The sequence below is a fragment of the Trueperaceae bacterium genome (assembly GCA_036381035.1).
GTDB lineage: Bacteria > Deinococcota > Deinococci > Deinococcales > Trueperaceae > DASRWD01.
The window spans coordinates 88,059-102,255 of sequence record DASVDQ010000021.1 but is presented as its reverse complement, the minus strand read 5'-3'; the positions used below and the strand labels follow the sequence as shown (position 1 = coordinate 102,255).

11 protein-coding genes are annotated in these 14,197 nt (G+C 74.0%); 1 reads left to right on the top strand and 10 read right to left on the bottom strand.

Translation table 11 applies throughout. The features are described 5' to 3' along the window. The first annotated feature begins 17 nt into the window (after positions 1-17). Positions 18-938, top strand: a complete 921-nt coding sequence (locus tag VF202_02845; GenBank protein ID HEX7039033.1) for a glycosyltransferase — start codon at positions 18-20, stop codon at positions 936-938. On the opposite strand, the gene VF202_02840 is transcribed toward VF202_02845, so the two are convergent. The 10 genes from VF202_02840 to VF202_02795 all read right to left on the bottom strand — a co-directional run bounded on the left by VF202_02840 (position 914) and on the right by VF202_02795 (position 14,134). Beyond that, the gene (locus VF202_02840) at positions 914-2,773 is read right to left on the bottom strand and encodes an O-antigen ligase family protein (GenBank protein ID HEX7039032.1); all 1,860 of its coding nucleotides are present in this window, start codon (positions 2,771-2,773) and stop codon (positions 914-916) included. The two genes, VF202_02845 and VF202_02840, sit on opposite strands and share 25 nt — an antisense overlap. After that, a complete protein-coding gene (locus tag VF202_02835; protein ID HEX7039031.1) occupies positions 2,770-3,864 on the bottom strand; it encodes a glycosyltransferase family 1 protein in 1,095 nt (364 codons plus the stop codon). Before VF202_02835 ends, VF202_02840 begins: the two co-directional genes overlap by 4 nt. Further along, positions 3,852-5,066, bottom strand: coding sequence for a glycosyltransferase family 4 protein (locus VF202_02830; protein HEX7039030.1), 1,215 nt, complete (start codon positions 5,064-5,066; stop codon positions 3,852-3,854). The genes VF202_02835 and VF202_02830 overlap by 13 nt, the downstream gene beginning before the upstream one ends. Then, complete coding sequence (locus VF202_02825; protein ID HEX7039029.1) at positions 5,063-6,211, bottom strand: polysaccharide pyruvyl transferase family protein; 1,149 nt, start codon at positions 6,209-6,211, stop codon at positions 5,063-5,065. Before VF202_02825 ends, VF202_02830 begins: the two co-directional genes overlap by 4 nt. Before the next feature lie 14 nt (positions 6,212-6,225). Next, the gene (locus tag VF202_02820; GenBank protein HEX7039028.1) at positions 6,226-7,569 is read right to left on the bottom strand and encodes an O-antigen ligase family protein; all 1,344 of its coding nucleotides are present in this window, start codon (positions 7,567-7,569) and stop codon (positions 6,226-6,228) included. Next, entirely contained in the window at positions 7,547-8,506 is a 960-nt protein-coding gene (locus VF202_02815) for a sulfotransferase (protein ID HEX7039027.1), read from the bottom strand. The genes VF202_02820 and VF202_02815 overlap by 23 nt, the downstream gene beginning before the upstream one ends. An 80-nt stretch (positions 8,507-8,586) precedes the next feature. After that, positions 8,587-10,110, bottom strand: coding sequence for a lipopolysaccharide biosynthesis protein (locus VF202_02810; protein ID HEX7039026.1), 1,524 nt, complete (start codon positions 10,108-10,110; stop codon positions 8,587-8,589). 28 nt (positions 10,111-10,138) lie between these two features. After that, positions 10,139-12,064 carry a sulfate adenylyltransferase subunit CysN gene (gene cysN, locus VF202_02805; protein HEX7039025.1) on the bottom strand — a complete coding sequence of 642 codons (1,926 nt, stop codon included), beginning with the start codon at positions 12,062-12,064 and terminating at the stop codon, positions 10,139-10,141. A 19-nt stretch (positions 12,065-12,083) separates the two neighbouring features. Further along, positions 12,084-13,019 carry a sulfate adenylyltransferase subunit CysD gene (gene cysD, locus VF202_02800; protein HEX7039024.1) on the bottom strand — a complete coding sequence of 312 codons (936 nt, stop codon included), beginning with the start codon at positions 13,017-13,019 and terminating at the stop codon, positions 12,084-12,086. Then, on the bottom strand, positions 13,010-14,134 hold the full coding sequence (locus tag VF202_02795; protein HEX7039023.1) for a DegT/DnrJ/EryC1/StrS family aminotransferase: 1,125 nt from the start codon (positions 14,132-14,134) through the stop codon (positions 13,010-13,012). The genes cysD and VF202_02795 overlap by 10 nt, the downstream gene beginning before the upstream one ends. Between the last annotated feature and the right edge of the window lie 63 nt (positions 14,135-14,197).

Below are 14,197 nucleotides of genomic sequence, written 5' to 3'. Positions count from 1 at the left end.
CCCTCGACGCTTCGACCATGCACAAGGTCTCCCTGATCATCCCCACCCTGAACGCCGGGCCCCACCTCCCGGCCCTGCGCGAGGCGCTCGACGCCCAGCGCCGACGACCCGACGAGGTCGTCGTCGTCGACTCGAGCTCGACTGACGACACGGCCGCCACCTGCCGGAGCTACGGCTGGCGGGTCCACGAGATCAGGAGGGAGGAGTTCGACCACGGCGGCACGCGCAACCTGGGCGCCTCCCTGGCCGCCGGGTCGATCCTCGTCTACCTGACCCAGGACGCCCTGCCCGCCGACGAGCAGTGGCTCGAGGCACTGGTCGCCCCAGTGGCCGCCGGCGCGTCCGCCGCCTCCTTCTCGCGCCAGCTGCCGCGGCCCGACGCGACGGTCCTCGAGCGGTACGCGCGCCTGCACAACTACCCCGACGCCTCGCACGTCAGGACCCTCGCGGACGCCGACAGGCTGGGGGTGCGGGCCACGTTCTTCTCGAACGTCAGCTCGGCCACCGACAGGCGGGTGTTCGAGAGCGTCGGCGGGTTCCCGACGCGGACGATCATCAACGAGGACGGGCAGTACGCCGCCAAGCTCCTGGCGGCCGGCCACAAGGTGGCCTACGTGGCCGAGTCGCGGGTGGTCCACTCGCACGACTACCCGCTGTCGCTGCAGTTCCGGCGGAACTTCGACATCGGCGTGTCGCACGCCCAGGCGGAGGGGCTGCTCCGCCGCGTGGGGACGACCTCGGCCGGCCTGTCCTTCGTCCGCGGGCAGCTGAGCTACGCCCTCGCGGAGGGCTCCGCGGCCGACGCGCTGAGGGTGCTCGTCGAGGCCGCTACGAAGTTCACGGCGTTCCACCTCGGCCGACGCCACGAGCTGCTGCCGCTGCCGCTGCGCAGGAGGTTCAGCTGGCACAGGGCCTACTGGTCTCGCGACGCCGGCTGAGCCGGGGCGCCGTCTTCGCCGGCGCGCGCCTCGCCGAGGAGGTTCACGGCCAGCACGGTCGCCACGAGGACCGGCCCCTGCAGGAGCGTGCTGTCGATGACGTTGAGGGCCAGCACGGGCAGCAGGACGATCGCGCCCCGCGCGCCGGCGCGTCGCCACGCCGACCTCACGAGCCCGACCACGAGGGCGAGCGCCGCCAGACCCCCCAGGACGCCGTAGCGGCTGGCGAGGTCCAGCCACAGGTCGTGCGCGTGCGCGACGGACCTCGGCGCCCCGCGCTCGGCGGCGTAGGCCTCGAAGGTCTCTCCGGCGCCGGTCAGGCCGAGGACCGGGTGGTCGCGCACGGCCGCCAGCGCCGTGGTCCATATCTGCGTCCGGGGGACGGCGCTCGCGAGGTCGGGCTCGCGGCCGAGCTGCACGAGGTAGGCGGTGAGACCCGCCGCCAGGGCCACGACGGCCGCCAGCAGGAGGCGCCGGGGACGGCGCGAGCCCAGGAGCAGCACGACCCAGGCGCCGACCGCAAGGAGCGCGCCGCGGGAGGCGCTCGTCAGCCCGATGACCCCGAGCGAGGCGGCTCCGACGAGCAGGGCGCGGGGCCCCGCCCCGCCGGCCACCAGGCCGGTGGCGAGCGCCACGGCGACGTGCGACAGGGTCACGGGCCCGCCGAAGAACAGGCCCTGCCTGGTGGGCGGGGGCGGCGACGGGTCGGGCCCCTCGGTCGCGGAGAGGCGCACGCCGGCCAGGTCGACCGCGGCGCCGGGCGGCAGGTGCACGCGGGCGATGACGAAGGGCGCGTCGACGGGCGTCGGGACCGCGATCGCCACGTCGGTCCAGTCGGCGCCGGGCGTGAAGCGCGCGCGGGCGGGCTCGGTCCTGCCGGGCCAGTCGAGCGTCAGGAGCACCGACCCCGGCCCCAGCGGACCGACGCTGCGCCACACGGCGCCCTTGACCTCCACGGTCCCGCCTTCCAGGTTCAGCTCGCCGGTCCCGCTCACGACGAGCTCCACCGGCGCCGCGGCGCGGACGGCCGGCGCGACCAGGGACGTGGTGCGCGGGCCGGCCCCCGGCGCCAGGCACTCGCGTGCGGACCGACCCAGCACCCTGTCCCCCGTGCGCAGGCTCACGGTGACGCAGGCCTCCGCGGCTCCGGCGGCGGACCACGTGACCGCTCCCCTGACCTCGTCGCTCCCGGCCAGGAGGTAGGGGTCGGCGAAGCGGAGGACCTCGCCCCCGTCCCCCAGCACCGCGTGCGCGGCGCCGGGCTCGCTTCCGCGCGTCACCGCGGCGGGTCCGCGCGTCGACCACAGCCAGCTCGGGTCGTCGCCGGCGAGCCTGACGCGCGCCTCGAGCCGCAGGGGCGCCGCGCCGCTCAGCAGCCAGGAGCGGCTGGCGGAGGGCTGCCCGTCCCCGCCGCCGGCGACCCTCTGGTAGATCCCCGTGGGGCCGAGGCGCGTCGCGACGCGATGGCCCTCGTAGGCCCTGAAGCTGCGCGGGCCGAGCCAGGCGCCGGCCGCTCCCGCCAGGGCGAGGGCGCAGAGGGCGGCGAGCAGTCCGACGCGCACGGGCCTGGCCGGACCGCGCATGAACGCGCCGGCGGCCAGCCCGAGGGCTGCCTGGCCCAGCAGCAGGGCCCCCTCAAGCCACCGGCCCGAGACGAGGGCCCAGACGAGCAGCGGCAGCGCGAACCCGGCCCACGTGGGCAGCCAGGCGGCGAGCGCGCCCCCGTACGCGCGGCGCGTGAAGGGCCCGGCGAGCGCCGCCAGCAGGAGCGCCGGTGCCACGTGGAAGGGGATGAGCGCCGCGCTCGCCAGGCGGAGCGTCCGCTCGCGCCTCATCCCGCGCTGCTGGCTTCCCCGATCACGCGCACGGTCTCCCGCGCGGTGCGGTCCCAGTCGAAGGCTGCGCGCACGGCGGCCGCGCGGCGCGACCGCTCTTCAGGCGAGGCGCGGGAGGACAGCGCCGACGCGATCCCGCGCCCGATGTCCTCCACCGAGGTGGGGTCGACGAGCGTGGCGTAGGGAGCGCAGTGCTCGGCCATCGCCGAGGTGTTCGAGGTGACGACGTCGGTGCCGCAGGCCAGCGCCTCGAGCGGGGGCAGGCCGAAGCCCTCCTCCAGCGACGCGTAGACGAACAGCGTCGCGCCGGCGTAGAGGGCCGGCAGGTGCTCGTCCGGCACGTACCCCAGGAGCCGCACCCCCTCCCTGTCGACGAGGCGCGCGGCGTCGTAGTCGCCGAAGACCTTCGCGAGGCCCGAGCCGCCCGCGATCAGCAGGGGCGGGCGGCTCTCCTCGGGCAGCCGCGACCAGGCGATGACCACGCGCTCGAGGTTCTTGCGGGGCTCGAGGGAGCCCAGCACCAGGACGTACTCGTCGGGGAGGTCCAGCGCGCGGCGCGCCCGCTCCATGGCCCCGGGCCCCGGGGGCGAGAACCGCGGGTCCACGCCCTCGGGGATCACGACGAGCTTCTCCTCTGGCACGTCCAGGTGCTCCATTATCTGGTCGCGCGACCAGCGCGAGACCGTGATGATCCGCCTGACGCGCCGCGTCAGCGGCGGCAGCAGGGCCGAGTACCAGAGGTGGAACGGGCGGCTGACCCACTGGGGCCGGCTGACGGAGAACACGTCGTGGAGCGTGAGCACCTGGCGCGCCACGGCCAGCGGCCCGACGTTGCACGGCGACCACAGCAGCGCGCGGGCGTCGGGTCGCAGCCTGGGCAGCTCGAGCTGCTCCCACAGGTGTCCGCTCGTCGCGCCCGCCGTGACGACCGGGTAACCCAGAGCGCCGGCGTCAGCGGCGCCGCGGGGCGCGATGCCCACGACGCGGTCGCTCCCCAACGCGGCGGCGACGCGGGGGGTCACCTCGCGGGCGTAGCGCTCGACCCCCGTGACGCGCTGCGTCAGGAACCGCGCGTTGATCACGAGGTCCATGCGGCCCCGCTTCCCTTGCGCCTGGCCAGCGCCTCGGCGTACACCTCGAGGTACCTGGCTACCACGTTGCCGGGCAGGAACTCGGCCGACCGCTCCGCGGCGCCGCGCCTCAGCGCGGCGAGCCGCTCCCGGTCGCCGAGGAGGGACGCCAGGACGTCGCGCAGGTGGCCGGGCCGGTCGGGCGAGAAGACGAAGCCGGTCACCCCCTCCGCGATCACCTCGGGTATGCCGCCGCGGTCGGAGCCGACCACGGGCACGCCGTGGGCGTAGGCCTCGATGATCGTCCGGGGCAGCGGCTCCGGCCACAGCGAGGGCACGACGAGCACGTCGATGCGCCGGAACAGCTCGGTGGGCTTGACGAACCCCAGGTACTCGACGGGGAGGCCCGAGTACCTGGCGCGCAGCCTCTCCACGTACGCGCCGTCGCCGTCGCCGGCGACGAGCAGGGCGAAGCTGCCTGCGGGCAGCCCGCGCAGCGCCTCCAGGAGGTGCTCCACGCCCTTGTGCGGCGCGATGCGCCCGAGGAACCCCACGCGCAGCCTCCCGTCGCCGTGCGGCGCCGGCGCGCGGTCGGCGGGCGGCTCGTAGCCGTTGTAGATCACGGCCTTGATGGGCACGCGCCCGAACGCCCCCGCCTCCAGGTGCGCGTCGAGGATGTAGCGGCTGTTGCCGACCACGGCGTCGACGGTGTCGCTGAGCCGCCGGCTCACGGCGCTGAAGGCCCGGCAGTCGAGGCACTGGCGGACGCAGGGCCTGCCGGAGCGGAACATCTCGGACCTCACGCAGACGGCGTGGTAGTCGCGCAGCGTGTGCACCACGGGGACGCCCCTGCCGGTCGCGGCCGACCAGATGGCGGACGAGAACCCCGTCATCACGTTCGTGTGGAGCAGGTCGGGCCGCACCTCGTCGATGACGGCCTCCATGTCGGCGCGCATGCGGAGGTTGTACACGTCCCCGAGGTGCCAGGCGGCCTTCACGAGCGCGGGGCGCTCGCGGCCGTCGAAGGGCCAGTAGAGGTTGCGCAGGGGCAGGCGGACGGTGCGGACGCCGTTGGTGGAGCCCTCGGCGCCGGTCTCGCCGAGGCTCACGACCGTGACCTCGTGCCCCTGGGCGGCGAGCCCCTCCGCCAGGACCTGTACGGAGCGCTGGCCACCCCCCACCACCCCAGACAGGTAGTTGGTGTTCGACAGCAGGAGCCTCAACCGCTCGCCCCCGCCTCTACGACCGCGGCGGACCGCCCAACCGTCAGCTCTTCGACGAGCCTCGCGATGCCCTGCCGCGCCAGGTCCTCCTGCTCGCCTCGGTGCTCGGCCTGCACGGCCAGCGCCCGGGAGTCCGCCATGACCTCGTCTACCAGCTCCGCCAGGCGCGCGCCCGAGGACGCCTCGGCGAAGCCCAGCCCGCGCACGCCGGCGGACCGCAGCAGCGAGTCGGTCTTGGTGGTGCGGGAGATCCCCACGAGCGGGGCGCGGCCCAGCGCGAAGATCATGGCGTGCAGCCTCATCGCGACCACGCACCTGGCGCGCGAGACCAGGTCGTGGGCCTCGAAGGCGTCGCGGGGCGTGACGGCTTGCGCCCACCGCGAGACCTCGGGCGCGCTCGCGAGCCAGCGCCGGAACACGGCCAGCTCCTCGCCGGGGCGCGTGTCCATCGCGACGAGCAGCACCTTGTCGACGCCGTGCCGCTCGACCAGGCGCCTGACCGCGCTCGTGAGCTCCGGCAGCAGCGGGCCGAACTCCATGCCCTCGTTGGCAAGCGACACCACGGCGTACGCGCCGTGCGGGGAGGGGCGGCTCGCGGCGGCGACGGCCGCAGGGTGGTGGCGCAGCAGGTAGGCCGGGTCGGCCGCCGCGACGCCGTCCACGGGTCTGGCGCCGGCGTACGACCTGGCGAGCGCCAGCGAGCGCTCGTCCCGGACCACGAGCGCGTCCACCAGCGCCAGCAGGTCGCGCGCGTACTCCCTGCCGCGCGGGGTCGATAGCTCGTCGACGCCTATCGCCAGCGTGCCCAGCGGCTTCCCGAACGCCTTCGCCAACGCCGCGACCTGCCGCGCGTAGGCCAGGATCCCCCTGAACCGGGACAGGCCCAGCCGGTCCTGGACGAGGGTGCCGCCGCCGAGCAGCACGACGTCGGCGCGCCTCACGGAGTCGACGAGGCGGAGCATGCCGATGGGGCTCCTCCGGTTCAGGGCCAGCGACGGCAACCCGTACCGTCGGGTGAAGGCGGGTCCGGCCACGCTCGCGACCCTGATGGCGGCGTGCGGGAGGCGGCTCGCGATCTCGTGCGCGGCCGCCAGCGCTATGGCGTCGTCGCCGAGGTTGTGCCCCGCGGCGCCGTAGAGGTGCACCCGCAGCCTCCCGCTCACGGCTGCCCCCGCGCCCCGGCGCCGCGCCGGACGAGCAGGAGGCCGACGCCGATGAGCGACCAGAGCGGGTAGGCGATGGTCCCGCTGAGCGAGTCGCTGGACTGGTTGCTCAGGAACAGCAGGAGGAGGCCCGCGCCCACGCCCCGGGCCAGGAACCTCTCCCCGCCGGTGAGCGCGAGCCTGGTCAGGAGCAGGTGGAGCGCCAGGAGCACCCAGCCGAAGGCGAACGCGACCATCGCCAGCAGGCCGAGCGTCCCGGTGGTGAGGGCCGCGTTGACGAACAGGTTGTGCGCGTGGGAGATCGGCCTGCCGGAGGGGTTGTAGAGGTAGAGGTAGGCGTTGTCCCCGCCGACGCCGGTGAGCGGCCGCTCGAGCCAGGTCTCCAGCGCCACCCGGTAGAGCTGCAGCCGCTCGTGGACGCTGGGCAGGCGGTCCTCGAGGTCGCCCTCCTCCTGCAGCGAGACGAACATGCGCGCCACCCGCGGCGATACCTCCGCCAGGCGGTCGGGCCCCATCACGACGACCGCCGTGCCCAGGGCCACGGTCAGGCCGAGGACGGCGATCGTCCGCGCCCGCGACACGCGGCGGCTCATGGTGGTGACCATCACCAGCAGGGGACCGACGGCGAGCAGCAGCGTGTTGACGAACGAGCCGCTGAGCACCACTCCCGCGGCCAGCAGCGCCATCGTGAGGAGCCGCGGCACGCGCGCCGGCGCCGCGAGGAACCTGCCGAGCGCCAGCGGGAACAGGCAGGCGAGCACCATGCCCAGCTGGTTCGGGTGGTCGAACAGGGCCTGGGCGCGTCGTCCGACCCCGATCGTCGTGGCGCCGATGGCCGGTACGACGTAGCCCGCGACCGCCAGCACCACCGAGGCGACGCCGCCAGCCAGCAGCGCCCGCGTGACCTGGCGCACGCGCGCCTGGCCGTCGCCCGCGTAGCCGGCGGTGGCCATGATCAGCAGGGCGCCCAGGACGAAGCGCAGGCTGTAGGAGACCGCGGCGCCGAGGTCCTCGGCGCCGGCGCTCGCCATCAGCCCGGTGGCCGCGACCGACAGGAGCCCGGCGAAGAGCAGCGCGCGGACCACGGTCCCCGGACCCGCGCCGAGGAGCGGCACGCGGCGGTACAGCAGGACGAGCCAGCCCAGCGCGGCCACGCACAGGACGGCGCTCACGAGGTTCAGCCGCGCGGGCAGCCCCGGGACCTCGACGGGGAAGGTCGCGAAGAACGCGTACAGCGCCGCGGTCGCCGCGCCGAGCGCGCGGAAGATGCCGCCGGCGCTCCAGGGGACGGCTCCGGCGGCGCGCCGCGCGGCCAGCTCAGCCCCGCGCGTCGCCGGCATCGGCGCTCAGCCTCCGTCGGGCGTGCCGGACCCGGTTCCGCAGGCGCGCGACCAGCTCGCGCGCCATGGCCGCGGCCCTCTCCGAGCGCGTCGGCGGCGCGGCCCTCGTCCCGAACTCCTGCTCGTAGCCGAGGAGGGTGAGGAACTCCTTCGTAGACCACTCGAAGACCTCGAGGTCGCGCCCGCTGAGCTTGCTGCGGTAGGCGTTCACGCGGCTCGGGTCGACGGGGCGGCCTATCAGCTCGTGCTGCTGCACCGTGTAGGTGGGCCGCACGCCCTGCGGCGTGCCGAACACGGCGGGGTCCGGGTCGAGCCCCGCGAACGCGAGGACGCGCCGGATCGTGGCCTCCGGCTGCGTGACGAGGTCCTCGTACCTGACGCGCATGACGCGCTCCGGCCCCAGGCTCGACTCGGCGGCGAGGCCGTACGCGACCCTCTCCACCCACCAGGGCGCGGCGAAGTAGGTCGTGGATGGGCCCCAGTCGAGGGGGATGACCGACGCGGCCACGGCGCGACCGTCCCTGACGATGTGGATGAACCGCGCGTCGGGGAAGAGCGCGAGCAGTGTCGGGGCGTAGCGCACGTTGTTCGGGGTGTGGTCGACCCAGCGGGCGTCGGGGGGCCGGCCGTGCGCGACCGCGTAGCTGGCGACGAGCGCGCTCAGCGCCTCGGCGTAGGTCCCGGGGCTCAGCCCCTCGGGCAGCGGGTGCCCCCAGATCTTGAAGCGCCAGTGGCTCCCGATGGCCTCGAGCGCCGCCTTGCCCGTGCCCTCGCCGGTGCCGCGCAGCCTCGCGATGACCTCGGTCTTGAAGGGCGACTCCGGCGTGACGACGCAGGCCGGGTGGCTGCCCAGGATCGAGCCCAGGAGCGTCGTGCCGCTGCGGTCACACCCGCCGATGAAGATCGGCGCCGAGTTGAGCGATGGCTCGCCACCCAATCTGAGGTACGACTCCGTTCACTGTCAGGCCCTGCGTCGCCCCAGGGCCGCGGTCTCCCAGCGCCAGGCCCCCGATTCTATCAAGGTCGTTCCAGACGCGGAGATGAGAGGTCGGGCGCGAGGCGGACGGCCAGTGCCCCGGCCATGGGCAGCAGCGGGATCGCCCGCAGGCCCACCGCGACCACCCTTCGCTGCGACGCGGTCAGGAGCTGCGGCCAGAGCCAGACCATGACGGCCATGACGACCGCGACGGACGCGACCACCAGCGCGAGCACGGCCAGGGGGTGCGACGTCAGCCCCGTCACCGCCGCCTTCAGGCCGAGGGCGAGCAGGCCCACGGCCGGCACCAGGAGGAGCGAAGAGCGCTGCGACGCGACGTAGCGGCGCCAAGGGGTCTCGGTGATCCTCAGGCTCATGGCGAGCCCGAGCGCCCAGTTCAGGCCGATCGCGACGCTCACGGCCAGGGCCGCGGCGCCGATGCCCCAGCGGACCGCGATCGCGACGCCCACGAGGATCGCCCCGCTGTAGACGATGTCCCTGACCAGGCGGGCGGAGATCGCCCCGGTGGCCTTGGCCAGGGTGTCGTCGAGCTTGTAGGCGACGCGGAGCATGATCACGGCCGACAGGATGCGGAAGGGAGCTATCGCGCCCTCCCAGCCCGCGCCGAGCAGCACGCCGATGATCTCGGGCGCGAGGACCACGAAGACGGCCGCGCTCGCCCCGCCCAGCAGAGTCGCGAAGCTGGCCGCGGTGAGGTACGCCTCGCGCAGCGGGGCCCGCGCGTCCTGGACCCGGGACAGGCCGGGGAAGAGGACGTTGGCCATGGTCTGGCCCACGAGCTGCACCGGTATCAGCATGAGCTGGTAGCTGCGGCTGTAGAGGCCCAGCGCGACGGGGCCCAGGGCACGCGCCACGATGATGTTGTCGCCCTGCAGCGCGAGCGCGTTGAGGAGCCGCGAGACCGTCACGCCGCCGCCGAAGCCGATCAGCTCGCGCCACAGGCCGAGGGAGAGCAGCGGCCTGACGTCGTGGCGGCGGGCCGCGAACGTGAGCGCGGCCTTGAACAGGGCCTGCACGACGGGAGCGGCGGCCAGCGACCACGCGCCCGCTCCCAGGGCGGCCAGCGGGATCGCCACGAGGCCGTAGCCGACGCCGTAGGACGCCACGGTGATGACGCCGTGGTCCCTGAAGCGCATGTCGCGCTGGAGCAGGGCGTCTGAGGTCGTGCCCAGGCCGATGCCCAGCACCGACAGGCCCACGAGCCGTATGAAGGGCGCCGCCGCCGGCTCCAGGAAGGCGTCGGCGAGCGGCCCGGCGGCGGCCGCCACGAGCAGGGCGACGAGCAGTCCGCCGGTGGCGCTGAGGCCGAAGCCGGCCCTCACGATCCGCTCGTCGAGGTGCTGGCGCTGGATCAGCGCCTGGCCGACGCCGAGCTGCGCCACCAGGCCCGCGAAGGCCGCCACGGCCGTGGCTATCGCCACGAGCCCGAACTCGGCGGGCTCGAGCAGGCGGCCCAGCGTGGCCGTGACGCCGAGCTGGAGGAAGAGCTGGACCACCGTGGTGCTGGCCTGCCACAGCGTGCCCCCTACGGCCCTGGCCAGCATCGGCTAGCGACCGCTCCTCGGCATGCGCCTACCCGATCAGGCCGCGGGACACGAGGGCCTGCACCACGTCCTCCACGCAGCGCTCCACGCCGTGCTCCCCAGCGTGCAGGACGACCTCCGCCTCCTCCGGCCTCTCGTACGGCGAGTCGATGCCGGTGAAGTTCTTGAGCAGGCCCGCCCTCGCCTTCGCGTAGAGCCCCTTGGGGTCCCTCCGCTCCGCGACCTCGATGGGCGTGTCGACGAAGACCTCCAGGAACTCGCCGGCGTCGAACAGGTCGCGCGCCATCTGGCGGTCGCTGCGGAACGGGGAGATGAACGCCGTGATCACGATGAGGCCGGCGTCGACGAACAGCCGCGCCACCTCGCCGACGCGGCGGATGTTCTCGATGCGGTCCTCGTCGGAGAAGCCGAGGTCCTTGTTGAGGCCGTGCCTGAGGTTGTCGCCGTCGAGCAGGTAGGTGTGGTAGCCCATCGACGCCAGGCGGTGCTCCAGAGCGTTCGCGATGGTGCTCTTGCCCGCCCCGGACAGGCCCGTGAACCAGAGGCAGCAGGGCGTCTGCTCCTTGAGGCGGGCGCGCAGCGCCTTCGTGACCTTGGACTCGTGCCAGGTGACGTTCGTGGCCCTGACCTCGCGGCCCTCCCGCGCGCTCCGCAGGACCATGCCGGCGGCGGCCGTGGCGTGGGTGATGGGGTCGATCAGCACGAAGGACCCGGTCCGCGGCGACGCCGCGTAGGGGTCGACGGCCACCGGCGAGCTGAAGGAGACCTGGGCGCGGCCGATCTCGTTGAGGCGCAGGGCGGCGTCGGGCAGCTCGGCGAAGGTGTCGATGTCGACGCGGTGCAGGGGCGCCCTCACCGTCGCCTGCGTCAGCCTCGTGCCGACCTTCGCGTCGTAGGCCTTGCCCGGGACCAGGGGCTGCTCGTCGAGCCAGATCAGGTTCGCCTCGACGGCGTCGGTGACGCTGGGGGCGTCGTTCGGGTGCGCCAGCACGTCGCCGCGCGTCACGTCAAGCTCGTCCTCCAGCACGAGGGTGACGGCGTCGCCCTCGAGGGCCTCTTCTGTCCCTCCGCCCGCCTCGCCGCCCCAGGTCACGATCCGCTTGACGCGGGTCCGGCGCTTGCTGGGCAGGACCAGGACGTCGTCGCCCACCCTGACCTCGCCGGCGGCGACGGTGCCCGCGTAGCCGCGGAAGGTGGGGTCCGGCCTGATCACGTACTGCACCGGGAAGCGCAGCCGCCCCGGCGCCCGGGGGGACCGCGCCTCCACCGTCTCGAGGTGCTCGAGCAGGCTGGGACCCTCGTACCACGGCGTGCGGTCGCTCCTGTGGACGACGTTGTCGCCGTGCAGGGCGCTGACGGGGACGAAGGCTATCGACAGGCGCTCGGCGAGGGCGCCCAGCGAGCCGAGGTAGCCGTCGCGGACGCTCTCGAACCTCGCGCGGTCGAAGCCCACCAGGTCCATCTTGTTGACGGCGATGACCAGGTGGCGGATGCCCATGAGCTGCGCGATCGCCGAGTGGCGCCTGGTCTGAGCCGTCGCGCCCTTGGTGGCGTCGACTATGAGCACGGCCAGGTCGGCGGTGCTGGCGGCCGTGGCCATGTTCCGCGTGTACTGCTCGTGGCCGGGCGTGTCGGCGATGACGAGCTTCCGCCGGCCGGTGTCGAAGTACTTGTAGGCCACGTCGATGGTGATGCCCTGCTCGCGCTCCGCCTGGAGCCCGTCGAGCAGGAGCGCGAGGTCGGGGGACGCGCCGGTCGTCCCCCAGCGTGCGCTGTCGTCGGCCAGGGAGGAGAGGTGGTCCTCGAAGACCGCCTGCGAGTCGTAGAGGAGCCTCCCGATCAGCGTGCTCTTGCCGTCGTCGACGCTCCCGCACGTGATGAGGCGGAGGAGGCCGCGGCTCTCGTGCCGCCGCAGGTAGGTGGCCAGCTCGGCCGAGGTTGACACGTCTGCCATCAGGGTTCGTGCCTCGACATCAGAAGTAGCCCTGGCGCTTCTTGAGCTCCATGCTGCCCGCCCGGTCGCGATCGATCACGCGGCCCTGGCGCTCGCTGAAGCGGGTCCGGAGCAGCTCCTCGATCACCTTCGCGACGGTGTCGGCTTCGGAGCGCACGGCGCCGGTCAGCGGGTAGCAGCCCAGCGTCCGGAACCGCACCATCTCCATCCTGGGGGTCTCCTCCGGCGCGAGCGGGAAGCGCTCGTCGTCGACCATGATCAGCTGCCCGTCGCGCTCCACGACGGGGCGCTTGGCGGCGAGGTAGAGCGGGACCACGGGTATGCGCTCGAGCAGCACGTAGAGCCAGACGTCGAGCTCCGTCCAGTTCGAGAGGGGGTAGACGCGGAACGACTCGCCCGGGTGGACCCTGGTGTTGTAGAGCTGCCACAGCTCCGGCCTCTGGTTGCGCGGGTCCCAGGCCTGGTTGGCGTTCCTGAAGCTGAACACGCGCTCCTTCGCGCGGCTCGCCTCCTCGTCGCGGCGCGCGCCGCCGATGGCGGCGTCGAAGCCGTGCCGCCTCAGCGCCTGCTTGAGGCCCTCCGTCTTCATCACGTCGGTGTAGACGCGGGAGCCGTGCGTGAAGGGGGTGATGCCCTGGCGCAGACCCTCCTCGTTGACGTGGACGATGAGGTCGAGGCCGAGGTCCCGCGCCGTCCTGTCGCGGAAGGCGATCATCTCCTTGAACTTCCAGGTCGTGTCGACGTGGAGGACGGGGAACGGCACCCTGCCCGGGTGGAACGCCTTGCGCGCCAGGTGCAGCATGACGCTGGAGTCCTTGCCGATCGAGTAGAGCATCACGGGCTTCTCGAACTCGGCGGCCACCTCGCGCAGGATGTAGATGGCCTCGGCCTCCAGGTCCCTGAGGTGGCTCACCTCCGCCGCGCCGAGGCCCGGCTCGCTCGGCGTCACCGGCACGCCCCCTCCAGGGCGCCGGCCACGGACGCCTGCGCCGCGGGGTCGAGGAACGGGCCCATGGGCAGGCTGAGGACCTCATGCGCCAGCCTGTCGCTTGCCGGGCAGCGGCCGCCCAGGTGCGCGAAGACGGGCAGCCGGTCCTGGGGGACGGGGTAGTAGACGAGCGTCGCCACGCCCGCCGCGGCCAGGCGGTCGCGCACCTCGTCGCGGCGTCCGCCGAGGACGCGCACCGTGTACTGGTGGAACACGTGCTCGTCGACGAGCTCCGGCGTCACCAACCCAGGCACGTCGCGCAGCAGCTCGTCGTAGCGCCGCGCCGCCTCGCGCCGGCGCTCGTTCCACTCGTCGACGAAGGGCAGCTTCACGCGCAGCATCGCGGCGTGGAGGGCGTCGAGACGGGAGTTGTAGCCGAGCATCACGTTGTGGTAGCGGCGCCGCGAGCCGTGGTCGCGCAGCATGCGGGCCGTGGCGGCGACCTCGTCGTCGTCGGTCGCGACCAGGCCGCCGTCGCCGAAGCCGCCCAGGTTCTTCGTCGGGTAGAACGAGAAGGCGCCGGCGTCGCCGATGGCGCCCGTCTTGCGTCCGCCCCAGGCGGCGCCGAACGACTGCGCGCAGTCCTCCACCACCTTGAGGCCGTGCCGCTCGGCCACGTCCATGACCGCGTCCATGTCCACGGGGCGCCCGAACAGGTGCACGGGCAGGACCGCCTTGGTGCGCGAGGTCACCGCCGGCTCGATCAGCGCGGGGTCGATGTTGTAGGTGCGCTCGTCCACGTCCACGAAGACGGGGGCGGCGCCCACGTTGGCGATCGCCTCGGCCGTGGCGAAGAAGCTGAAGGGCGTCGTGACGACCTCGTCGCCGGGCCCGACGCCGAGGGCGCGCAGGGCGATCGCCAGGGCGTCGGTGCCGCTGTTCACGGCGACCGCGTGGCGCACGCCCAGGTACGCCGCGGCCTCGGCCTCGAACGCCGCGACCTCGGGCCCCCCGACGAACTGGCCGCTCCTCATGACTCGCTCGAACGCCGCCGCCAGGCCGTCCCACAGCGCCTCCACCTCGGGCGCGAGGTCGAGCATGGGGACGTGGGCCGGCGACGGCGGGGTCGATACCTCGGGCATACCGGGCAAGGTTACCCCCGCGGAGCGTGGGAGACGATTAACGCTCGGGGTCACCGGTGGCGG

What these genes read in the sequence shown, in the direction of transcription:
- VF202_02810 (HEX7039026.1), bottom strand. Translation starts at nt 10,110, where the DNA reads ATGCTGGCCAGGGCCGTAGGGGGCACGCTGTGGCAGGCCAGCACCACG.
- VF202_02845 (HEX7039033.1), top strand. Translation starts at nt 18, where the DNA reads ATGCACAAGGTCTCCCTGATCATCCCCACCCTGAACGCCGGGCCCCAC.
- VF202_02835 (HEX7039031.1), bottom strand. Translation starts at nt 3,864, where the DNA reads ATGGACCTCGTGATCAACGCGCGGTTCCTGACGCAGCGCGTCACGGGG.
- VF202_02840 (HEX7039032.1), bottom strand. Translation starts at nt 2,773, where the DNA reads ATGAGGCGCGAGCGGACGCTCCGCCTGGCGAGCGCGGCGCTCATCCCC.
- cysN (HEX7039025.1), bottom strand. Translation starts at nt 12,064, where the DNA reads ATGGCAGACGTGTCAACCTCGGCCGAGCTGGCCACCTACCTGCGGCGG.
- VF202_02820 (HEX7039028.1), bottom strand. Translation starts at nt 7,569, where the DNA reads ATGCCGGCGACGCGCGGGGCTGAGCTGGCCGCGCGGCGCGCCGCCGGA.
- VF202_02795 (HEX7039023.1), bottom strand. Translation starts at nt 14,134, where the DNA reads ATGCCCGAGGTATCGACCCCGCCGTCGCCGGCCCACGTCCCCATGCTC.